Source organism: Xanthomonas sp. NCPPB 3570 (assembly GCF_056725115.1).
This window is the reverse complement of the sequence record NZ_CM161513.1, coordinates 921,034-941,586: the sequence shown is the minus strand read 5'-3', so window position 1 is coordinate 941,586 and position 20,553 is coordinate 921,034. Positions and strand designations below refer to the sequence as shown.

At 68.4% G+C, this 20,553-nt stretch carries 22 protein-coding genes and 5 tRNA genes; 8 read left to right on the top strand and 19 right to left on the bottom strand.

What is annotated here, in order from left to right:
- Positions 1 to 21: 21 nt before the first annotated feature.
- The 19 genes from rplL to AC1PLR_RS04055 form a co-directional block, all read right to left on the bottom strand.
- Positions 22 to 390, bottom strand: coding sequence for a 50S ribosomal protein L7/L12 (gene rplL / locus AC1PLR_RS04145; protein WP_019797548.1), 369 nt, complete (start codon positions 388 to 390; stop codon positions 22 to 24).
- A 63-nt stretch (positions 391 to 453) separates the two neighbouring features.
- Positions 454 to 996: a 50S ribosomal protein L10 gene (gene rplJ / locus AC1PLR_RS04140; RefSeq protein ID WP_010341340.1), complete on the bottom strand. Its 543-nt coding sequence runs from the start codon at positions 994 to 996 to the stop codon at positions 454 to 456.
- Positions 997 to 1,475: 479 nt separating this feature from the next.
- Positions 1,476 to 2,174, bottom strand: a complete 699-nt coding sequence (gene rplA, locus AC1PLR_RS04135) for a 50S ribosomal protein L1 (protein ID WP_010341341.1) — start codon at positions 2,172 to 2,174, stop codon at positions 1,476 to 1,478.
- Between the two features lie 3 nt (positions 2,175 to 2,177).
- Positions 2,178 to 2,606, bottom strand: a complete 429-nt coding sequence (gene rplK, locus AC1PLR_RS04130) for a 50S ribosomal protein L11 (protein WP_010341342.1) — start codon at positions 2,604 to 2,606, stop codon at positions 2,178 to 2,180.
- 200 nt (positions 2,607 to 2,806) lie between these two features.
- Positions 2,807 to 3,364, bottom strand: coding sequence for a transcription termination/antitermination protein NusG (gene nusG / locus AC1PLR_RS04125; protein ID WP_010341344.1), 558 nt, complete (start codon positions 3,362 to 3,364; stop codon positions 2,807 to 2,809).
- A 13-nt stretch (positions 3,365 to 3,377) separates the two neighbouring features.
- Positions 3,378 to 3,791: a preprotein translocase subunit SecE gene (gene secE / locus AC1PLR_RS04120; RefSeq protein ID WP_010341346.1), complete on the bottom strand. Its 414-nt coding sequence runs from the start codon at positions 3,789 to 3,791 to the stop codon at positions 3,378 to 3,380.
- Positions 3,792 to 3,841: 50 nt separating this feature from the next.
- Positions 3,842 to 3,917: transfer RNA gene (locus AC1PLR_RS04115), tRNA-Trp, on the bottom strand.
- A 165-nt stretch (positions 3,918 to 4,082) separates the two neighbouring features.
- Complete coding sequence (gene tuf, locus AC1PLR_RS04110; RefSeq protein ID WP_043093035.1) at positions 4,083 to 5,273, bottom strand: elongation factor Tu; 1,191 nt, start codon at positions 5,271 to 5,273, stop codon at positions 4,083 to 4,085.
- Between the two features lie 45 nt (positions 5,274 to 5,318).
- Positions 5,319 to 5,394: transfer RNA gene (locus AC1PLR_RS04105), tRNA-Thr, on the bottom strand.
- Positions 5,395 to 5,424: 30 nt separating this feature from the next.
- Positions 5,425 to 5,498 (bottom strand) — tRNA-Gly (locus AC1PLR_RS04100).
- A 32-nt stretch (positions 5,499 to 5,530) separates the two neighbouring features.
- Positions 5,531 to 5,616, bottom strand: a tRNA-Tyr gene (locus tag AC1PLR_RS04095).
- A 159-nt stretch (positions 5,617 to 5,775) separates the two neighbouring features.
- Positions 5,776 to 6,867: a redox-regulated ATPase YchF gene (ychF, locus tag AC1PLR_RS04090; RefSeq protein ID WP_481102770.1), complete on the bottom strand. Its 1,092-nt coding sequence runs from the start codon at positions 6,865 to 6,867 to the stop codon at positions 5,776 to 5,778.
- Between the two features lie 73 nt (positions 6,868 to 6,940).
- The gene (gene pth, locus AC1PLR_RS04085; RefSeq protein ID WP_481102769.1) at positions 6,941 to 7,525 is read right to left on the bottom strand and encodes an aminoacyl-tRNA hydrolase; all 585 of its coding nucleotides are present in this window, start codon (positions 7,523 to 7,525) and stop codon (positions 6,941 to 6,943) included.
- A gap of 54 nt (positions 7,526 to 7,579) precedes the next feature.
- On the bottom strand, positions 7,580 to 8,227 hold the full coding sequence (locus AC1PLR_RS04080; protein ID WP_017907366.1) for a 50S ribosomal protein L25/general stress protein Ctc: 648 nt from the start codon (positions 8,225 to 8,227) through the stop codon (positions 7,580 to 7,582).
- Between the two features lie 167 nt (positions 8,228 to 8,394).
- Positions 8,395 to 9,354, bottom strand: a complete 960-nt coding sequence (locus AC1PLR_RS04075; protein ID WP_010341263.1) for a ribose-phosphate diphosphokinase — start codon at positions 9,352 to 9,354, stop codon at positions 8,395 to 8,397.
- A 141-nt stretch (positions 9,355 to 9,495) separates the two neighbouring features.
- Positions 9,496 to 9,572: transfer RNA gene (locus AC1PLR_RS04070), tRNA-Gln, on the bottom strand.
- 13 nt (positions 9,573 to 9,585) lie between these two features.
- The gene (gene ispE, locus AC1PLR_RS04065) at positions 9,586 to 10,449 is read right to left on the bottom strand and encodes a 4-(cytidine 5'-diphospho)-2-C-methyl-D-erythritol kinase (protein WP_481102768.1); all 864 of its coding nucleotides are present in this window, start codon (positions 10,447 to 10,449) and stop codon (positions 9,586 to 9,588) included.
- Positions 10,446 to 11,099, bottom strand: coding sequence for a lipoprotein insertase outer membrane protein LolB (lolB, locus tag AC1PLR_RS04060; RefSeq protein ID WP_481102767.1), 654 nt, complete (start codon positions 11,097 to 11,099; stop codon positions 10,446 to 10,448). The genes ispE and lolB overlap by 4 nt, the downstream gene beginning before the upstream one ends.
- The gene (locus AC1PLR_RS04055; RefSeq protein WP_481102766.1) at positions 11,096 to 12,766 is read right to left on the bottom strand and encodes a tetratricopeptide repeat protein; all 1,671 of its coding nucleotides are present in this window, start codon (positions 12,764 to 12,766) and stop codon (positions 11,096 to 11,098) included. The genes lolB and AC1PLR_RS04055 overlap by 4 nt, the downstream gene beginning before the upstream one ends.
- A gap of 66 nt (positions 12,767 to 12,832) precedes the next feature.
- On the opposite strand from AC1PLR_RS04055, the gene hemA reads away from it, so the two are divergent.
- The 8 genes from hemA (at position 12,833) to ppk2 (ending at position 20,099) form a co-directional block, all read left to right on the top strand.
- The gene (gene hemA / locus AC1PLR_RS04050; RefSeq protein WP_160959199.1) at positions 12,833 to 14,116 is read left to right on the top strand and encodes a glutamyl-tRNA reductase; all 1,284 of its coding nucleotides are present in this window, start codon (positions 12,833 to 12,835) and stop codon (positions 14,114 to 14,116) included.
- Positions 14,094 to 15,179 (top strand): peptide chain release factor 1, encoded by a 1,086-nt coding sequence (gene prfA, locus AC1PLR_RS04045; protein ID WP_017908874.1) that lies wholly within the window; start codon positions 14,094 to 14,096, stop codon positions 15,177 to 15,179. Before hemA ends, prfA begins: the two co-directional genes overlap by 23 nt.
- Positions 15,176 to 15,628 (top strand): N-acetyltransferase family protein, encoded by a 453-nt coding sequence (locus AC1PLR_RS04040; RefSeq protein WP_481102765.1) that lies wholly within the window; start codon positions 15,176 to 15,178, stop codon positions 15,626 to 15,628. Before prfA ends, AC1PLR_RS04040 begins: the two co-directional genes overlap by 4 nt.
- Positions 15,629 to 15,668: 40 nt before the next feature.
- Positions 15,669 to 17,381, top strand: a complete 1,713-nt coding sequence (locus AC1PLR_RS04035) for an O-linked N-acetylglucosamine transferase, SPINDLY family protein (protein ID WP_481102764.1) — start codon at positions 15,669 to 15,671, stop codon at positions 17,379 to 17,381.
- Between the two features lie 211 nt (positions 17,382 to 17,592).
- Positions 17,593 to 18,225, top strand: coding sequence for a hypothetical protein (locus tag AC1PLR_RS04030; protein ID WP_481102763.1), 633 nt, complete (start codon positions 17,593 to 17,595; stop codon positions 18,223 to 18,225).
- Positions 18,226 to 18,437: 212 nt separating this feature from the next.
- A complete protein-coding gene (gene moaB, locus AC1PLR_RS04025; protein WP_481102762.1) occupies positions 18,438 to 18,956 on the top strand; it encodes a molybdenum cofactor biosynthesis protein B in 519 nt (172 codons plus the stop codon).
- 13 nt (positions 18,957 to 18,969) lie between these two features.
- Complete coding sequence (locus tag AC1PLR_RS04020; protein WP_017911650.1) at positions 18,970 to 19,314, top strand: helix-turn-helix domain-containing protein; 345 nt, start codon at positions 18,970 to 18,972, stop codon at positions 19,312 to 19,314.
- Complete coding sequence (gene ppk2 / locus AC1PLR_RS04015; RefSeq protein ID WP_481102761.1) at positions 19,311 to 20,099, top strand: polyphosphate kinase 2; 789 nt, start codon at positions 19,311 to 19,313, stop codon at positions 20,097 to 20,099. The genes AC1PLR_RS04020 and ppk2 overlap by 4 nt, the downstream gene beginning before the upstream one ends.
- The last annotated feature ends 454 nt before the right edge of the window (positions 20,100 to 20,553 follow it).

The following is a 20,553-nucleotide window of genomic DNA, read 5'->3' as shown; positions in this document are numbered from 1 at the left end:
GCTGGCGATGCAAGGGACTGCTTACTTGACTTCGACCTTCGCGCCAGCGGCTTCCAGGTCCTTCTTGAACTTGTCGGCGTCTTCCTTCGACACGGCTTCCTTCAGGACGCCGCCGGCCTCGGTGAGGTCCTTGGCTTCCTTCAGGCCCAGGCCGGTGATGGCGCGGACGGCCTTGATGACGTCGACCTTCTTGGCGCCGGCGTCGACCAGGATGACGTTGAACTCGGTCTGCTCTTCGACCGGGGCAGCGGCCACGGCCGGGCCGGCAGCGGCGACCGGAGCGGCGGCGGAGACGCCGAACTTGTCTTCGATGGCCTTGACCAGCTCCATCACTTCCATGAGGGTCTTTTCGGCGATTGCGTCGACGATCTGCTCGTTAGACAGGGACATTGTGATTACCTTTGGAATTTTTTCTGGATGAGGTTCTAGTGAACCGTTTCAGGTGTCGCGAACTTAAGCCGTTTCGGCCGGGGCTTCCGCTTCGGCGTCGGCAGGCGCGGCGTCGCCGCCACCCTGCTTGTCGCCCACGGCCTTGACCGCACGGGCGAACATGCTCGCCGGCTCGGCCAGCACGCGTGCCAGCATGGCCAGCGCCTGCTCGCGGGTCGGCAGCGACGCCAACACCTCGAGATGAGCGGCCGGATACAGCTGGCCACCCAGCGACACGACCTTGGCCTGCAGCTTGTCGTTACCCTTGGCGAATTCCTTGATCAGACGACCGGCAGCGCCGGGTTCTTCCGTCGAGAACGCATACAGCAGCGGACCGACCAGCGCGTCCTGGACGCACTCGTATTCGGTACCGGCAACGGCACGCGCGGCCAGGGTGTTCTTGACAACACGCAAGTACACACCGGTTTCGCGCGCCTTCTTGCGCATCGCGGTCATCTGGGAGACCGTGATGCCGGCGTACTCGGCAGCAACCAAGGAGTGGGCCTTCGCGGCGACGTCGGCCAGTTCGGCGACGACTTCTTGCTTCTGGGACAGATTGAGAGCCATTGCACTCCTCCGTTAAAGCCGGGAGTTGAAATGCGCGACCTGGGATGCGTCAGGAGCGATACCGCCGCTCTTGCCAATCCCCAATCCCGAATCCCGAATCCCTGCTTCAAACTTACTCCGCTCGCGGCTCCTGCCGCTTGCGGTCCTGGGCGGCCTCCATCCTGGATGCCGGGGATGCCGCATGGCATCCCAGTTGGTGGCCGTTCCAGACCTGGAGTGAGCGCGCCCGGAACACCGGGCTGGCCTGCACCAGAAAAACTCCAGAAAGGCGGCACCATCTACGCCGGCTGGCCCCGAGGGGCTGATTAAGCGATCCCGCTGTACCGACGGCGACTCCTTGCCGTGTCGAGCTTCCTTGCCCGTCGTCGGTATGCGCAGACCGCGCCTGCGGTCTTTGACGGCTTCGCATCGGGTTGCCCCGGGCGACGCCTTCAAAAGGGTGAAACCGGCGCCGCCTGACGGGCGGCGCCGTATTGCGATTACTTCAGGGACAGCGACGCCTGGTCGATGGTGACGCCCGGACCCATGGTCGAGCTCACCGAGATCTTCTGCAGGTAGGTGCCCTTCGAGGTCGCCGGCTTGGCCTTGACCAGGTCCAGCAGCAGCGCCTGCAGGTTGTTCTTCAACGCTTCGTCTTCGAAGCTGGCCTTGCCGATGGTGCAGTGGATGATGCCGGCCTTGTCGGTGCGGTAGCGCACCTGACCCGACTTGGCGTTCTTCACCGCTTCGGCCGGGTTGGCGGACACGGTGCCGACCTTGGGGTTCGGCATCAGGCCGCGCGGGCCCAGCAGGGTGCCCAGCTTGCCGACGACGCGCATCGCGTCCGGGGTGGCGATGACCACGTCGTAGTTCAGGTCGCCGCCCTGCATCTTCTCGGCCAGGTCGTCCATGCCGACGGCGTCGGCACCGGCGGCCAGCGCCTCGTCAGCCTTGGCGCCGGCGGGGGCGAACACGGCCACGCGCACGCTCTTGCCGGTACCGGCCGGCAGCACGGTGGAACCGCGCACCTGCTGGTCGGACTTCTTGGCGTCCACGCCCAGGCGTACGGCCACGTCGACGGCTTCGACGAACTTGGCCTTGCTGGTGGTCTTGACGATCTTCAGCGCTTCGTCGATCGAATACGCCTTGCCCGGCTGCACGGCAGCACGGATCGCTTTCTGTCGCTTGGTCTGTGCCATTGCTTAACCCTCCACCGTCAGGCCCATGCTGCGGGCGGAACCCGCAATCGTGCGTACCGCCGCTTCCAGCTCCGCCGCCGTCAGGTCGGCTTCCTTCGCCTTGGCGATCTCTTCGAGCTGCTTGCGGGTCACCTTGCCCACCTTCTCGGTGTTCGGGCGCTTGGAGCCGGAGCTGACGCCCGCGGCCTTCTTCAGCAGCACGCTGGCCGGGGTGCTCTTGGTGACGAAGGTGAAGGTACGGTCCGAGTAGGCCGTGATGATGACCGGAGTCGGCAGGCCCGGCTCCAGCTTCTGCGTGGCGGCGTTGAACGCCTTGCAGAATTCCATGATGTTCAGACCGCGCTGACCCAGCGCAGGACCGACCGGCGGCGAGGGGTTGGCCTGACCGGCCTTCACCTGCAGCTTGATGTAACCGACGACTTTCTTTGCCATTTTAGTGTCTCCGGGTGCTAGCGCCTAAACCGCAGGCTCCCCATCGCGACGGGAAAATCACGTGTCCCGCCATCACGTTTTTGAAGTGCGCAGAAAGCCGCCTCGCGGCGGCTTCCGTTCTGCCCGGCGGCTTGCCTGGACAGGGAGCCGCGCAGTATAGCAGAGATTTTGGCGCCCGGCGCAGCCGCGCCGGCGCGGGCTCAGGCCTTCTCGACTTGGCCGAATTCCAGCTCCACCGGGGTAGAGCGGCCGAAGATCAGCACCGCCACGCGCAGGCGGCTCTTCTCGTAATTGACTTCCTCGACCACGCCGTTGAAGTCGTTGAACGGACCGTCGGTGACGCGGACCATCTGGCCTGGCTCGAACAGCACCTTCGGACGCGGCTTCTCCACGCCATCCTGAACGCGCTGCAGGATCGCATCGGCCTCTTCGTCGCGGATCGGCAGCGGACGATCGGCGGTGCCGCCGATGAAGCCCATCACCTTCGGCGTTTCCTTGACCAGGTGCCAGCTTTCGTTGTCGATGCGCGGAATGCCGCCTTCGTCGTGGGTCTCGATCTGGACCAGCACGTAGCCCGGGAAGAACTTGCGCTCGGAACGGCGCTTCTGGCCGGAGCGCATCTCGATCACTTCCTCGGTGGGGACCAGCACGTCGCCGAAGCGCTCCTGCATCTCGTCACGCGCAATACGGTCGCGCAGCGCTTGCGCCACGGACTTCTCGAAGCCTGAATAGGCGTGAACGACATACCAACGCTTCACTGCTGCACTCTCCTCAACGGCTCACGAACCACTGCATCAGCTTCTGGATCAGGAAATCGAACCCACCCAGCAGCAGACTCAGAATGATCACCACCACGATCACCACCCAGGTGGTGCGAATGGCTTCCTGACGGGTCGGCCACACCACCTTGCGCAGTTCGAAACGGGACTCGGACAGGAACTCGCGGCCTTCGCGACCCTTGGCCGTCAGCAGGAACACCGCGGCACCGGCCACCAGGCCGATCACCACCGCCAGCGCACGCAGCGGCCCGGACCAGCTACCCAGCTGCGTCGCGCGACTCGGCTCGCCGAACCAGAACCAGACAAACAGGCCGGCAACCACCAGCAGCGCAGCGATGACGTACTTGACGATATCGCCGCCGGAAGATGCGGCGGGGCCTTTGGAATGCTCGATCTTGCTGTTCATCCGACTCTTGCTGCTATGCGACCGAGGTCACTGGATAGGGAGCGGCAGATTGGCACGCCAGGAGGGACTCGAACCCCCAACCTGCGGTTTTGGAGACCGCTGCTCTGCCAATTGAGCTACTGGCGTGTAGTAAGAACGACTGCACTTCCCTGAGACGGCGAAGGCGGACCGAAGGTTCCGGCCCGCCCTTCGCTGAACCCGGCGACCGGAGCCGCCTGCACCTCGTCGGATTCCGGCGACCGAGGCCGCCGTCCTGCCGTCGAGCCTGGCGGCCGCAGCCGCCAGAGGGCATTACTTGATGATCTTGGCCACCACGCCGGCGCCGACGGTACGGCCGCCTTCGCGGATCGCGAAGCGCAGGCCTTCGTCCATCGCCACCGGGTTGATCAGCGTCACCACCATCTTGACGTTGTCGCCCGGCATCACCATTTCCACGCCTTCCGGCAGCTGCACCGCACCGGTGATGTCGGTGGTGCGGAAGTAGAACTGCGGACGGTAGCCCTTGAAGAACGGGGTGTGACGGCCGCCCTCGTCCTTCGACAGTACGTACACCTCGGCTTCGAACTCGGTGTGCGGCTTGATCGAACCCGGCTTGCACAGCACCTGGCCGCGCTCCACGTCGTCACGCTTGGTGCCGCGCAGCAGCAGGCCCGCGTTGTCGCCCGCCTGGCCCTGGTCCAGCAGCTTGCGGAACATTTCCACGCCGGTCACGGTGGTCTTCTGCGTGGCACGGATGCCGACGATTTCGATTTCGTCGCCCACCTTGATGATGCCGCGCTCGATACGGCCGGTCACCACGGTGCCGCGGCCGGAGATCGAGAACACGTCTTCCACCGGCATCAGGAACGGCTTGTCCACATCGCGCTGCGGCTCCGGGATGAACGAGTCCAGCGCGTCCACCAGCTTCAGGATCGCCGGCACGCCGATCTCGCTCTGGTCGCCTTCCAGCGCCAGACGGGCCGAACCGTGGATGATCGGGGTGTCGTCGCCCGGGAAGTCGTACTTGCTCAGCAGCTCGCGCACTTCCATCTCGACCAGCTCGAGCAGCTCGGCGTCGTCGACCATGTCGGCCTTGTTCAGGAACACCACGATGTGCGGCACGCCGACCTGGCGCGACAGCAGGATGTGCTCGCGGGTCTGCGGCATCGGGCCGTCAGCGGCCGAGCACACCAGGATCGCGCCGTCCATCTGCGCCGCACCGGTGATCATGTTCTTGACGTAGTCCGCGTGACCCGGGCAATCCACGTGCGCGTAGTGGCGCGTCGGGGATTCGTATTCCACGTGGGCGGTCGAGATCGTGATGCCGCGCGCCTTCTCTTCCGGCGCCGCATCGATCGCGTCGTACGCCTTGAACTCGCCGCCGAAGCGCTCTGCGCCGATCTTGGTCAGCGCCGCGGTCAGCGTGGTCTTGCCGTGGTCGACGTGACCGATGGTGCCGACGTTGACGTGCGGCTTGGTGCGCTCGAACTTACCCTTGGCCATGGCTGCTTCTTCTCGGTGATCGTAGAAAGATTTGACGACTGAATATGGTGCTCACGAAAGGAATCGAACCTTCGACCTCCTCCTTACCAAGGAGGTGCTCTACCGACTGAGCTACGTGAGCGTTGTTCTATTGTGACACAAGCGCGTTCAATGGAGCGGGAGACGGGAATCGAACCCGCACCATCAGCTTGGAAGGCTGAGGTTCTACCGTTGAACTACTCCCGCTACGGGATGCCGCACTGCCACAACAAAATAACTGGTGGAGGGAGGTGGATTCGAACCACCGAAGGCGTAAGCCAGCAGATTTACAGTCTGCCCCCGTTGGCCGCTTGGGTATCCCTCCAACTTACCCACTCGAACCCGGCTGCGAAGCCGAAATCAGAGAGGGGTGAAACAGCCCGCTATTCTTCCCTGACATCCTCGCCTTGTCAACAGTATTTTGACGCGATGTCGCAGGAAATCGTCGTGGCTCGCGCGCACCCGGCCAGGACACGCGCACGCATCAGACGTTGAAGCGGAAATGCAGGATATCGCCTTCCTGCACGCGGTACTCCTTGCCCTCCAGGCGCAGGCGTCCGGCTTCCTTGGCACCGGCCTCGCCCTTGTACTTGATGAAGTCGTCGTAGGCGATGGTTTCGGCGCGGATGAAGCCCTTCTCGAAGTCGGTGTGGATCACCGCCGCGGCCTGCGGCGCGGTCGATCCGGCCTTGACCGTCCAGGCACGCACTTCCTTCACCCCAGCGGTGAAATAGGTCTGCAGCCCCAGCAGGGTGTAGCCAGCGCGGATCACCCGGTTCAGGCCCGGCTCGCTCAGGCACAGGTCGGCCAGGAACGCGTCGCGGTCGGCGTCGTCCAGCTGCGACAGTTCTTCCTCGATCGCCGCCGACACCGGTACCACCTCGGCGCCCTCGGCCGCGGCGTGCGCGCGCACCGCGTCCAGGTGCGGATTGTTCTCGAAACCGTCTTCCAGCACGTTGGCGATGTACATCACCGGCTTGAGGGTGAGCAGGAACAGATCGCGCACCAGCGCCTTCTCCTCCTCGTCCAGCCCGGCGTTGCGCCCGGCCTTGCCCTCGGCCAGCGCGGCCTGCAGCTTGGCCAGCACCGGCTTGCGCGCCACCGCGTCCTTGTCGCCACCCTTGGCCGAACGCTCGGCGCGATTGAGCGCCTTCTCCACGCTGTCCAGGTCCGCCAAGGCCAGCTCTGTGTCGATGGTCTCGATGTCGGAGACCGGGTCGACCTTGTTGTTCACGTGGATGATGTCGCCATGCTCGAAGCAGCGGACCACGTGGGTGATCGCATCCACCTCGCGGATGTGCGCCAGGAACTTGTTGCCCAGGCCCTCACCACTGGCCGCACCGGCGACTAGGCCGGCGATGTCGACGAACTCGACCGCGGTCGGCACGACCTTCTGCGGATTGATGATCGCCGCCAGCGCGTTCAGGCGCGGATCCGGCACCGGCACCACGCCCACGTTCGGCTCGATGGTGCAGAACGGAAAGTTGGCCGCGGCGATGCCCGCCTTGGTCAGCGCATTGAACAGGGTCGACTTGCCGACGTTGGGCAGGCCGACGATGCCGCATTTGATGCCCATGTATGTAATCCGGGATTTGGGATTCGGGATTGGGGATTCGCCAGCCGCGCGGCCACGAATCCCCAATCCCCAATCACGAATCCCTGCTCGTATGCAACCGCTTCATCGCCTCGTTGAAGTCGCCCTGCACGGCCAGCGGCAGCACGTCGATGGCGTCGTCGATGGCGCGATCGATGAGCAACTGGTCGTCCTTGCCGGCGCGCCCCAGCACCCACGGCACCACCTTGTCCTTGTGGCCGGGATGGCCGATGCCGATGCGCAGGCGGTGGAAGCCCGCGTGCCCGAGCAGGCGGATGGTATCGCGCAGTCCGTTCTGGCCGCCGTGGCCGCCGTCGAACTTGAGCCGCGCCGTGCCCGGCGCCAGATCCAGTTCGTCGTGCGCCAGCAGCGCCTGCGCCGGTTCGATCTTCCAGAAGCGCAAGGCCGCCGTCACCGACTTGCCGCTGAGGTTCATGAAGGTGGCCGGCTTCAGCAGCCACACCGACTGCCCCGCGACCTCGACCCTGGCGGTCTCGCCGAACAGCTTGGCGTCCACGCTCCAGCGCGCGCCGGCCCGCTCGGCCAACGCGTCGACAAAACGAAACCCGGCGTTGTGCCGGGTGTTCGCGTGTTCGGCGCCGGGGTTGCCCAGGCCGACGATCAGACGCAGACCAGTCATGCGCAATGCATCGCCGCAGCGTCCGGACCGATGGCCCGGACGCCGCGCAGGCGATTACTTGCCGTCCTTCTTGGCCGGCTCGGCGGCGGCCGCCGCGTCGGTGGCTTCCGGCTCTTCCTCGACACGGCCGTGCTTGGCGATGACCACCGCCACGTCGTGCTCCTTGCCCAGCTTCAGTTCCGGCAGCTCGACGCCGGCCGGCAGCTTCAGGTCGGACAGGTGGATCACGTCGCCGACCGACAGCGCGGCCAGGTCGACTTCGACGAACTCCGGCAGGTCCTTCGGCAGGCACACGACCTGGATTTCGTTCAGCTCGTGGGTGACGACCACTTCGGCCGACTTGCCGGCCGGGGACACGTCCTCGTTGATGAAGTGCAGCGGCACCGAGGCGTGCAGGGCTTCGTTGTCGTTCACGCGCTGGAAGTCGATGTGCATGATCAGCTGCTTGAACGGGTGACGCTGCATATCGCGCAGCAGCACCTTCTGCACGTCGCCGTTCAGACTCAGGCTGAGGATGGACGAATAGAACCAGTCGTTCTGGCTGGCCAGCCAGACTTCGTTGTGGTCGAGCTGGATGTTGACCGGCTTCAGATCGCCACCGTAGACGATCGCCGGGATCAGGCCGTCGCGACGGAGGCGGCGGCTCGCACCCTTGCCCTCGACTTCGCGGCGCTGCACCTTGATTTCATGCGTGGTTGCCATTTGCGTTTACTACCTTGGTTGAATGAACCGCCTCGCGGCGGTTTGAAGGACTCTTCCGCGACCAGAAGAGTCGTTGGAAAGCCGGGATTGGAGATTCGGGATTGGGGATTGGCCGAAGCGGCGCTGTTGCGAATCCCGAATTTCGAATCCCCAATCCCGGCTCTTGATCAATCCACGTACAACGAGCTCACCGACTCGCCGAAGGCGATGCGGCGGATGGTTTCGGCCAGCAGTTCGGCGACGCTGAGCTGGCGGATCTTGCCGCAAGCGCGGGCGGCCTCCGACAGCGGGATGGTGTCGGTGACCACCAGTTCGTCCAGCTGCGAATTGGTGATGTTGCTCACCGCCGGGCCGGACAGCACGGCATGCGTGCAGTACGCGGCGACCTTCAGGGCGCCGCGCTCCTTCAGCGCGGCCGCGGCGGCGCACAGGGTGCCGGCGGTGTCGACGATGTCGTCGACCAGCACGCAGGTCTTGCCCTCGACGTCGCCGATGATGTTCATCACCGTGGACACGTTGGCGCGCGGGCGGCGCTTGTCGATGATCGCCAGGTCCGCATCGTCCAGGCGCTTGGCCACCGCACGGGCGCGCACCACGCCGCCCACGTCCGGCGACACCACGATCAGGTTGTCGGTGCCGTAGGCGCGCCAGATGTCGGCCAGCAGCAGCGGCGAGGCGTAGACGTTGTCGACCGGGATATCGAAGAAGCCCTGGATCTGGTCGGCGTGCAGGTCCACGGTCAGCACGCGGTCGGCGTTGACCGCGCTGAACATCTTCGCCGCGACCTTGGCGGTGATCGGCACGCGCGAGGAGCGCATGCGCCGGTCCTGCCGCGAATAGCCGAAGTACGGCACCACCGCGGTGACGCTGGCGGCGCTGGCGCGCTTGAGCGCGTCGATGATCACCAGCAACTCCATCAGGTTCTCTGCGCTGGGCGCGCAGGTCGGCTGGATCACGAACACTTCCTGCCGACGCACGTTCTCCTCGATCTCCACCTGCACTTCGCCATCGGAGAAGCTGGAGACCATCGCCTTGCCCGGGCGCACGCCCAACTCGCGGCAGATGCTTTTGGCCAGGGGCTTGTTGGCGTTGCCGGAGAACACCAGCAGGTTGCGTTGGTCTTGCATGAGGGGTCTCTCGGGTGGCTGCGAAGAGCGTGTGGCGACGGAAAGAGGGTGAATCGGAACGCGAGGAGAAGCGATGCCTTTCCCATTGAATCCCCGCACATGGAGGTGCGGGCTTTTTGCAGAGGGATCTGCATACCTAAATGGCAGGGGCGGTAGGATTCGAACCTACGAATGCCAGGATCAAAACCTGGTGCCTTGGGCCTCTTGGCGACGCCCCTGCGTAAACCTGTGTCAAGCCTCCAGCGCGTCGAGCAGCGGCGAACGCGGGACGCCGCCTGCCACCCAGGCGCGCATCCCGTCCGGCAAGTCCGCCAGCGCGCGCACGGCGGCAGCGCGATCGGCGAACTCGACGAAACAACCGCTTCCCGACCCGGTCAGGCGTGGCGTGCCGATCTGCGCAAGCGCCCGGAACGTGGCCTGGACGGCCGGTTCGCGGCGAAGCAGGACCGGCTCGAACGCGTTACCGAGCAGGAAACCTGAAACGAAGTCCGCTATTTTCGCGGGCGCAGCATCCCGCGTCAAATCCGGGGACTGGAACAGCGCCGCGGTGGGTACGTGCACGCCCGGATCGGCCAGCACGTACCAGGCGGGCGGCAGGGCGATCGGGGTCAGTTGCTCGCCCACGCCCTCGGCCCAGGCGTCGCGTCCACGCACGAACACCGGCACGTCCGCGCCCAGGGACAGGCCGAGTTCGGCCAGGGCATCCTCGTCCAGCCCGGCGCGCCACAGCGCGTTCAGCGCCACCAGCGCGGTCGCCGCATCGGACGAACCGCCACCGAAGCCGCCGCCTGCTGGAATGCGCTTTTCGACGCGGATATCGACACCTTGCGCGACGTTCGCCGCTTTTTTCAATAACCGCGCAGCACGCACCAGCAAGTCGTCGGCCTCGGCGACGCCGGCGACGGAGGGCCCGATCCGCGCCACCACGCCGTCCGCGCGCGGCCGCAGATGCACCGTGTCGCCCCAGTCCAGCAGGCGGAACACGGTCTGCAGCTGGTGGTAGCCGTCCGGCCGGCGGCCGGTGATCTGCAGGAACAGGTTCAGCTTCGCCGGGGCCGGCCAGGACGACCAGCCCCCGTCCTCGGCTCCACTCATGGCGCGGGCACGGTCCAGGCGTCGACCAGCAGGCGCACCTTGGCATCGCCGTTGCGCGCCTCGATGCGCCGCGGCAGCGCCGGACGGCCGTCGCTGGGCGGGTACCAGTCCTGGAATTCGATCTCCCAGCCCATCTGCTGCAGCGTGTGCGGCCGGCCCTGCACGTCGTAGTCGACCCGCTCCGGCGCCTGCGCGTCGGTCGCCACCAGCCCGCGCACCCAGTCCGGCAGCAGGTTGACCGGGATCTCCCAGCCGGTCGCCTCCAGCAGCAGTTGCTCGGCGTTCTCGCCGTCGCGCGGCCCGCCTTCCAGCCCTTCCAGGCGCCCGGCCTCGGAGTGGCTGTCGCCGATCAGGCGCCAGCTCTGCCGGGTCACCGGCGCACTGAGCTGCACTTCGTACTGCCGCTGACGCTGGGTCCAGTCGATGCGGCCGCTGCCGCCGTTGCGCCCCTTGGTGATCGCCACCCGGCCCTGGAACGACCAGTCCGGATGCCCCTGCAGCCACTGCGCGCGCGCCGCCTCGGCCTGTTGCGCGGCGGCATCGGGCGCAGCGACGGCGACCGGCGCCGGCGCGCGGGTCGGCACCGCGCTGCAACCGGCCAGCGACAGCCCGGCGACCAGCGCCCAGGCGGTGCGCAGACCAGCCCTCACGGTGCCACCTGTTCCAGGGCGCGGCGCAGCGCGCGATTGTCCGGATCGAGCTTGCGCGCCTCGTCGAAGTACTTGTTGGCCTCGTCGTGCTTGCCCTGCTCCCACAGCACCTGGCCGATGTGCGCAGCGATCTCCGGATCCTTCACCAGGCTCCAGGCGCGGCGCAGTTGCACCAGCGCTTCCTGGGTCTTGCCGAGCCGGTACAGCACCCAGCCATAGCTGTCGATGATCGCGGCATTGTCGGGATCGGCGGTGCGTGCACGGTCGATCAGCTGCAACGCTTCGCGATAGCGCTTGGTGCGGTCGGCCAGGGTGTAGCCGAGCGCGTTCAGCGCCGCCACGTTCTCCGGCTCGGTGACCAGGATCTTGCGCAGGTCGGCCTCGGCGCGGTCGATGCGGTCGCGACGTTCCCAGGACAGCCCGCGCGCGTACAGCAGCGCGTTGTCGTCCGGGTACGCGGCCAGGCCACGCTCGAACACCTGCAGCTCGCCGGCGTCGTCGCCGCTGCGCTGGCGCAGTTCCGCCTCCAGCACGTAGGCGTCGCGGCGCGCGGCATCGTCGGCCTCGGCGTCATCCTGCAGCGCACGCGCCTCGGCAAAGGCCGCGTCCTTCTGGCCGAGCGCGTACAACGCGCCGGCGGCGCGCAGCCGCGCCTCGCTGCGCAGCGGGCCGCCCGGCACGCCGCGGTACCAGTCCACCGCCTCCTGGTTGCGCTTGAGGAACTCGGCAATCTTGCCGAGCAGCAGGCGCCGCTCCGGATCGGGCCGGTCGGCGCCCTTGCGCAGCTCGTCATACAGCGCGGTCAGGGCGGCGTTGTCCTGCAGCTTGGCCAGCATCGAAGCGCGCAGGCCGTAGTTCTGGGTGGTCTGCGGCCCCAGCGCCAGCACCCGCGCTGCGGCAGCGGTGTCGCCGATGGCATCGTAGGCATAGGCCAGCGCGGTGCGCAGTTCCGGGTCGCCCTCCACCTTGGGCTCCACGCCCTGCAGCAGCGCACGCGCCTGCTCGGTCTTGCCCGCCTGCTGCAACTGCGTGGCATGCAGCAGCGCCACCCGCGGCTCCTGCGGGAAGCGCTTGACCAGTTGGTCGACGATGCGCTCGGCCAGCCTGGGCTGGTCCAGGCGCAGCGCCAGGCGCCCGAACTCCTGCCAGGCCTCGAGCTGGTCGGGGATGGCATTGGCGTCGAGCAACTGATCCAGGGCCTTGGCCGCCACCTCCGGATCGCGGTTGCCGCTGACCAGGGCGATCAGCGCGAAACGCCAGCCGCGCGGGTCCTTGTCGCGCAGCAGGGCCACCAGCAGGCTGCGCGCCTGGCGCAGGTTGCCGCTGCGCAGGGCCAGCGAGGCCTCGGCGCTGCGCATGGCCAGCGACTCGGGCGCGCGCTGCCGCCACAGCGCCAGGGCCTGGGTGGCAGCGGCGCTGTCGTTGGCGAGCATGGCGATGCGGGTGGCGCGTTCGGCCAGGCCGGCGTCGCCGGGGCTGTCGTTGGCGGCCTGCAGGTACCAGCGCGAGGCGTCGGCCAGCTGCCCGGCCTGCAGGGCGAACTCGCCGGCCAGCACCGGGGTCATCACGTCCTGGGCGGGACTCGGCGCCTTGGCCGCGGCCGGTGCGGCCACGGCGGCGATTGCGGACAGCAGCAGAAAGGTACGGATGCGAATCAGTGCGGGCATCGGAAGCGGCCGGGCCGTAAAATGGGGCCCTGAATGGCCAGCAGCTTATCGCAAGCAACTGAACAGATGACGTTGTGGGTGCTCGGATTGAACCACCAGACCGCGCCGGTCGACCTGCGCGAACGGGTGGCATTCGCCGGCGACGCATTGCCGCGCGCGCTGCAATCGCTGCGCGCGCTGCCCGACGTCGCCGAGGCGGCATTGCTGTCCACCTGCAACCGCACCGAGCTGTACGCCATCGCCGGCGATGCGCAGCACCTGGCCGATTGGCTGGATTCGCATGCCGCCGGCCTGCACGGCTATCTGTACCAGCACCAGGACGCGGACGCGGTGCGGCACCTGTTCCGGGTCGCTACCGGGCTGGACTCGATGGTGCTGGGCGAGCCGCAGATCCTCGGCCAGGTGAAGGACGCCTGGTCGTTGGCGCGCGAGCACGGGGCGATGGGCAGCCGCCTGGACCGGCTGTTCCAGCAGACCTTTTCGGTGGCCAAGCGCGCGCGCACCGACACCCGGGTCGGCGCCAATCCGGTCTCGGTCGCCTCCACCGCGGTGCGCTTGGCGCAAAGCTCCTTCGCCCGGCTCAGCGAATCGACCGTGCTGCTGGTCGGCGCCGGCGAGACCATCGAGCTGGCCGCCAAGCATCTCAGCGAGGGCCGCGTGCGGCGCCTGCTGATCGCCAACCGCACCCTCGCCCACGCACAGGAGCTGGCCAGCCGCCACGGCGGCGTGGCGCTGCCGCTGAGCGAGCTGGAGCGCCACCTGCACGAAGCCGACGTGGTGTTCTCGGCCACCGCCGCGCGCGAGCCGGTGGTGACGCGGGCGCAGGTCGAACAGGCGCTGCGCGCGCGCAAGCACAAGCCGATGCTGCTGTTCGACCTGGCGGTGCCGCGCGACATCGAGGCCGGCGTGGCCGACCTGGCCGACGCCTACCTGTACACCGTCGACGACCTGGAGCGCGCGGTCGAGGACAACCGCCGCGGCCGCCGCGAGGCCGCCGAGGCGGCCGAGGCGATCATCGACCTGCAGGTGGTGCGCTACATGGAGGCGCTGCAGGCCAGCACCCGCCAGGCGCCGCTCAAGCGCCTGCGCGCGCACGGCGATAGCACCCGCGACGACGTGCTGGCCAAGGCGCGGCAGCAACTGGCGCACGGCAAGCCGGCCGACGAGGTACTGGAGTTCCTCGCCAACACCCTGACCAACCGCCTGCTGCATCCGCCCACCGCGGCGCTGCGCGAGGCGGCGCTGCGCGGCGACGCCGAGCTGGCGCGCGCCGCCGAGCGCCTGTTCCCGGAGAAGCCGGGCTATTTCCACCCGATCCTGAAGACCGATGACACCGACCCTGCGCCGTAAGCTGGAGGCGCTGGCCGAGCGTCGCGAAGAACTCGAACGCCTGCTGTCCGACCCCGAGGTGGTGAGCGACAACACGCGCTTCCGCGATTACTCGCGCGAGTTCGCACAACTGGAGCCGGTCGCCGCCGCGCTGGCCGCCGAGGCCGCGGCCAAGGCCGACCTGGCCTCGGCCGAGGCGATGCGCGCCGATCCGGAACTGCGCGAGCTGGCCGAGGAGGAAATCACCGCCGCGCAGGCGCGCCTGGCCGAGCTGGACGCGGAACTGGCGCTGCTGCTGGTGCCGCGCGATCCGCGCGACGACGGCAACCTGTTCCTGGAAGTGCGTGCCGGCACCGGCGGCGACGAGGCGGCGATCTTCGCCGGCGACCTGTTCCGCATGTACGCGCGCTATGCCGAGCGCCAGGGCTGGAAGGTGGAAGTGGAATCGGACAGCCCCGGCGAGCACGGCGGCTACAAGGAAGTCGTGGCGCGCATCGTCGGCCGCGGCGCCTACTCCAAGCTGAAGTTCGAATCCGGCACGCACCGCGTGCAGCGCGTGCCGGCGACCGAGTCGCAGGGCCGCATCCACACCTCGGCGGCGACGGTGGCGATCATCCCGGAGGCCGACGACGTGGAGGAGATCGCGATCAACCCGGCCGACCTGAAGATCGACACCTTCCGCTCCTCCGGCGCCGGCGGCCAGCACGTCAACAAGACCGAGTCGGCGATCCGCATCACCCACGTGCCCAGCGGCGTGGTGGTGGAGTGCCAGACCGAGCGCAGCCAGCACGCCAACCGCGACAAGGCGCTGAAGCGGCTCAAGGCGCAGCTGCTGGAGGCCGAGCGCAGCAAGCAGGCCGCGGCCGAGGCGCAGGACCGCAAGCTGCAGGTCGGCAGCGGCGATCGCAGCCAGCGCATCCGCACCTACAACTTCCCGCAGGGCCGCATCACCGACCACCGCGTCGAGGGCCTGACCCTGTACGACCTGCCGAACGTGATCGAGGGCGACCTGGATGCGCTGATCGGGCGCCTGAGCCACGAGCACCAGGTCGACGAACTGGCGCGCCTGAGCGACAGCCCATGAGCGTGCGCGTACGCCAGGCCGATGCGCACGACCTGCCGGCGCTGGCGGCGCTGTTCGATGCCTACCGCCAGTTCTACGGGCAGGCGCCGGATGCGGCGACTGCGCACGCCTTCCTCGCCGCGCGCCTGGCCAGGGCCGAGTCGGTCGTGCTGCTGGCCGAACGCGATGCGCAGGCCGCCGGCTTCGTGCAGTTGTATCCGTCCTTCTCCTCGGTGCGGGCGGCACGGCTGTGGATCCTCAACGATCTGTACGTGGCACCCGTGCACCGCCGCCACGGCGTGGCGCAGGCGCTGCTGCATGCCGCCGAACGCCACGCCGCAGACGATGGGGCGGCGCGTATCGTGCTGGAGACGGCGCAGGACAATCTCGCCGCGCAGGCCTTGTACCGCGCCTGCGGCTGGCAGCAGGAGCTGAGCGCGCAGCACTACGTCAAGGCGCTGGTGCGGTGAGCATGCGCCGTCCGCGATCGGTCGCGGCCGCCACGGCGGCATGAACGGCAGCGCCGACGAACGCCTGCAACTGCAGGCCGCGGTGCGGCGCGATCCGCAGGATTTCCTGGCCTGGGTGATGCTCGCCGACGCCGAACTCGGCGCTGGCGCGGTGACGGCCGGCGAACAGGCCGCCGTGCGCGCGATGCAGTTGCGTCCCGGTCATCCGGAGGCGCTGGCGCGGCTGGGCCGGGTGCGCTGGACCCAGGGCCGCCATGCCGAGGCCGCGCACGCGTTGCGCGAAGCGCTGCAGCAAGCGCCGCAGCACCCGGGCATCGCGGTGTGGCTGGGCCACGCGCTGGAGGACAGCGGCGAGGCCGAAGCCGCGGCGCAGGCCTACGCACATGCGCACGCCCTGCTGCCGCAGGAACCGTCGATCGCCGCCTACCTGCTGAACTGGCGCCGCAAGCTGTGCGACTGGCGCGGGCTGGACGCGCTGTCGCAGCAGGTGCGCAGCGCGGTGCGGCAAGGGCATCCGGCGATCGAACCGTTCGCCTTCCTCAACGAGGACGCGGGCGCGGACGAACAACTGCGCTGCGCGCGCAACCGCGCCCAGGCGCTGGCGCGCACCGTCGCGCCGCTGCCGGCTGCGCAGGTGCGCCGCGATGGCGCGTTGCGCATCGGCTTCCTGTCCAACGGCTTCGGCGCGCATCCCACCGGGCTGCTGACCGTCGCCCTGTTCGAGCGCCTGCGTGCGCATGCCGACCTGCAGGTGCACCTGTTCGCGCTCAACGGCGACGACCGCAGCGCGCTGCGTGCACGCCTGCAGTCGGCCGCACACGCGTGGCACGAGGTCGTCGGGCAGCCGTATCGGCAGACCGCGCAACAGATCCGCGACGCCGGCATCGACCTGCTGTTCGATCTGCGCGGTTGGGGCGGCGGCGGCACGCCGGAAGTGCTGGCGTTGCGCCCGGCACCGGTGCAATTGAACTGGCTGGCCTACCCCGGCACCTCCGGCGCGCCATGGATCGACTACGTGGTCGGCGACGCCTACGCGCTGCCGCCGGCACTGGACGCGCACTACAGCGAGCGGGTGCTGCGGTTGCCCCGCGCGTTTCAGCCCTCCGACGACACCCGCGTCGTCGGCACCCCGCCGACGCGTCGCGATTGCGGCCTGCCCGAGCGCGGCACCGTGTTCTGCTGCTTCAACAACAGCTACAAGCTCGGCCCGCGCAGCATGGCGCGGATGCTGGAGGTGCTGCGGCAGGTGCCCGACAGCGTGCTGTGGCTGCTGTCCGGCCCGGGCCAGGCCGATGACCGGCTGCGTGCGGCCGCTGCGGCGGCCGGCGTGGACGCGACGCGCCTGCGCTTCATGCCCAAGCTGGCGCATCCGGACTATCTGGCGCGCTATCGGCACGCCGACCTGTTCCTGGACACGCATCCGTACAACGCGCACACAACCGCCTCCGATGCCTTGTGGGCCGGCTGCCCGGTGTTGACCTGCCCCGGCAGCACCTTCGCCGCGCGCGTGGCCGGCAGCCTCAACCATCATCTCGGCCTGGACGAGATGAATGCCGCCGACGACGCGGCATTCGTCGCCACCGCGGTGCGCCTGGGGCGCGATCCCGCGGCGCTGCAGGCGTTGCGCGAACAACTGCACGCGCGGCGCGCGGACAGCGGCCTGTTCGACATGCAGGGCTTCGCCGAGGACTTCGCCGCGCTGCTGCGCGACACCGCGGCCCGCCACGGTTGGCAAGACGGAGCCTCGGCCTGATCGATCGCTTGCGGATGCGCTGCACCGCCGATGGCCCCTGACATCGCATCCTTCGGCGCTTGGCGCGCGCAATGCCACGACACATCGCGCCGGCGGCGAGCGCAAGACGCAAGGTATGCATGTCCACTTCCACTCGGATCAGCCTCGCTGCTTGACCTCAAGTCAACTTGAGGTCCGACACTGCACGCACGCTCCCCGTGCAGATCCCGCGATGTCGCTGTCGTCCCCCACTCCCCTGCCCCCTCCTCCCGCACCCGCGCGCAGCATGCTGCTGGCCGAGGCCGCCGTCTCCGACAGGACCGCGTTGTTCGACTGCGTGCGCGGCCTGTGCGACCACCGCCTGCAGGCCCTGACCTGGATGGAATCGCTGGGCGATGCCCCCGACCTGCTGTACGCGCGCTGCTGCTACGACGCGGCGCCGGAACTGCATGGACTGCTGCGTGCACGCCTGCCGGCGCTGCGACGGACGCTGCGTCGCTACCAGCGCATCCGCAGCGGCGTGTCCGCCCCCCATCGTGCGCCGTCCTGCGTGGTGGTCACCCACATCGCGACACGCGATGCGGCGCAGGCGCAGGACCGCGCCGATGCCGCCTTCGCCGCGCTGCAGGATGGCCCGCACGCGCTGCGTGGGTTGATCGCCGCGCATCTGTACCTGTCCGACGACGGCCGCACTTTGCTCGAATGCACCGAGTGGCACAGCGCGGATGCGCAGCGTCGCGCACTGCAGCGCGAACCCGAGCGCCTGCCGCTGGCCGCCGATCGCGCCGCGCGCGTCAGCCGCTTCCGGCCACGTGCCCTGGTCCTGCCAGGCGACGAAGTGCCCTCCGTCCGCATCCACGCCTGAGTCGACAGACACGTGCCTGCAGCGTGCGTGTGCGTTGCTTCCCGCCCGCACCGCGGACCACGCCCACGAATGCCGCGTTCAGGCATTCACCCCTCGGCGGTCGGCAATCCTGTCCGTGCCGCTGCTCGATGGAACTGGCACAGCGCATCCGCGGCTGAAGCGCCGGCGCGCCCAGGCTGTACGCCGGCCGGGCGAGCGGCTAGGCTGCCGGCATGAGCGCCGACGCCGACTTCATCGCCTTGAACCTGTGCGTGCTGACTGTCTCGGACACGCGCACCCTCGACCAGGACAGCTCCGGCGACTATCTGGTCGCCGCCCTCCAGGGCGTCGGTCATCGCCTGCATGCGCGGGCGCTGTTGCCGGACGATCGCTACCGGATGCGCGCCACGGTCTCGGCCTGGATCGCCGACCCGCAGGTGGACGGCATCCTGGTCACCGGCGGCACCGGCTTCACCGGCCGCGATTCCACACCCGAGGCGCTGCTGCCGCTGCTGGACAAGGAGATGCCCGGATTCGGCGAGCTGTTCCGTGCGATCAGCGTCGAGGAGATCGGCACCTCCTCGCTGCAGTCGCGCGCCTTCGCCGGCCTGGCCAATGGCACCTTCCTGTTCTGCCTGCCCGGCTCCACCTCGGCCTGCCGCACCGCCTGGGAGCGGATCATTGCCGCGCAACTGGATGCCCGCACCCGTCCCTGCAATCTGGCCACGCTGCGCCCGCGGCTGAAGGAATGACCTGGACTCCCGCATGCCCCTGGACACCACGTTGCGCCTGCTGGCCAAGGCCAGCGGCATGAGCGCCGCGGACATCGCCGCGGCCATTCCGCGCGCCGGCGCGGCCACGGTCAAGGCCTGGATGGCCGGCGAGAAGCTGCCCGGACGCGCCCAGCTCACCGCCCTGGCACGCACCTTCGGCGTGCCCGCCGGTGCGCTGCTCGGCGAACTGGCCAGCCAGTTGGACCCGGCACGCACCCGCGGCGAACACGATCTACTGCAGGCCTACCGCGCCCTCGACACCCGCCAGCAGGGCGCGCTGCTGGAAGTGGCGCGCAGCATGGCAGGTACCGGTACCCGCAAGCGGAGCAGCAAATGAGTCACCTCAAGCGCAAGCAGTACAAGGCCCTGATGCAACCGCTGCAACTGGAGCTGACCGCGATGGCGCAGGCGGTGCAGCACAGCGGCGAGCGCGTGCTGGTGCTGTTCGAAGGCCGCGACACCGCCGGCAAGGGCGGCGCGATCCAGGCCATCGCCGAACACCTGAACCCGCGCCAGTGCCGCGTGGTCGCCCTGCCCAAGCCGACCGACCGCGAGGCCACGCAGTGGTATTTCCAGCGCCACATCGCGCACCTGCCGGCCGCCGGCGAGATCGTGCTGATGGACCGCAGCTGGTACAACCGTGCCGGCGTGGAGCGGGTCATGGGCTACTGCAGCGATGCCGAATACCACGCCTTCCTGCGCCAGACGCCGCTGTTCGAGCGGCTGCTGGTGGACGACGGCATCCGCCTGTTCAAGTACTGGCTGTGCGTGGACCAGGCGCAGCAGGAAAAGCGCTTCGCCGAGCGCCTGCACGACCCGCTGAAGGGCTGGAAGCTGTCGCCGGTGGACCTTAAATCGCGCAGCCAGTACGCCGACTACACCCGCGCGCGCGAGGCGATGCTGGAAGCCACCCACCGCGACTACGCGCCGTGGACCCTGGTCGATTTCAACGACCAGAAGCGTGGCCGCCTGACCCTGATCCGGCACCTGCTCGACCAGTTGCCGGAAACCCGCCTGCACGAACCAGACCTGGACCTGCCGCCGCTGAAGCACAAGCTGCACAAGGAAAAGTTCGGGCTGCTGCAGCCGATTCCGTCGTATGACGTCGGGAGTGGGGATTAGGGCGTCGGGATTGGGTGAAGCGTGCGGCGTGCGGTCGTCGTGCGACAGCAGATTCCTGAGCACGCGCGGTTAGCCGCTTCGGTGGGAACAGGTCGCGGCTGAAGCCGCTCCTACCCTGGATCGCGGCTCCAGGAATGCAAAGCAGGCGCCTGCTCTTGTAGGAGCGGCTTCAGCCGCGACGGGCGAAGCCGTCCAAGCCTCTCATCGCAAAGGCGTCGGGACTGAAGTCCCTCCCACAAAGAAGACCCTTCGCTTCCGGCGCATCGGAGGGAGGGAGATGCGGGCCCAGCCGCAGCGCCACCACGGGTCAGCTATCCAGGTCGCGGCTGAAGCCGCTCCTACAGCGATTCGACGGCGCCGCGGACGGCGCCCTGATGGCGCTTCCGCACGCACGGAAGCGCGCCTTCCAATCCCCAATCCCGAATCCCCAATCCCGGGCGGCGGCCGCGCCACC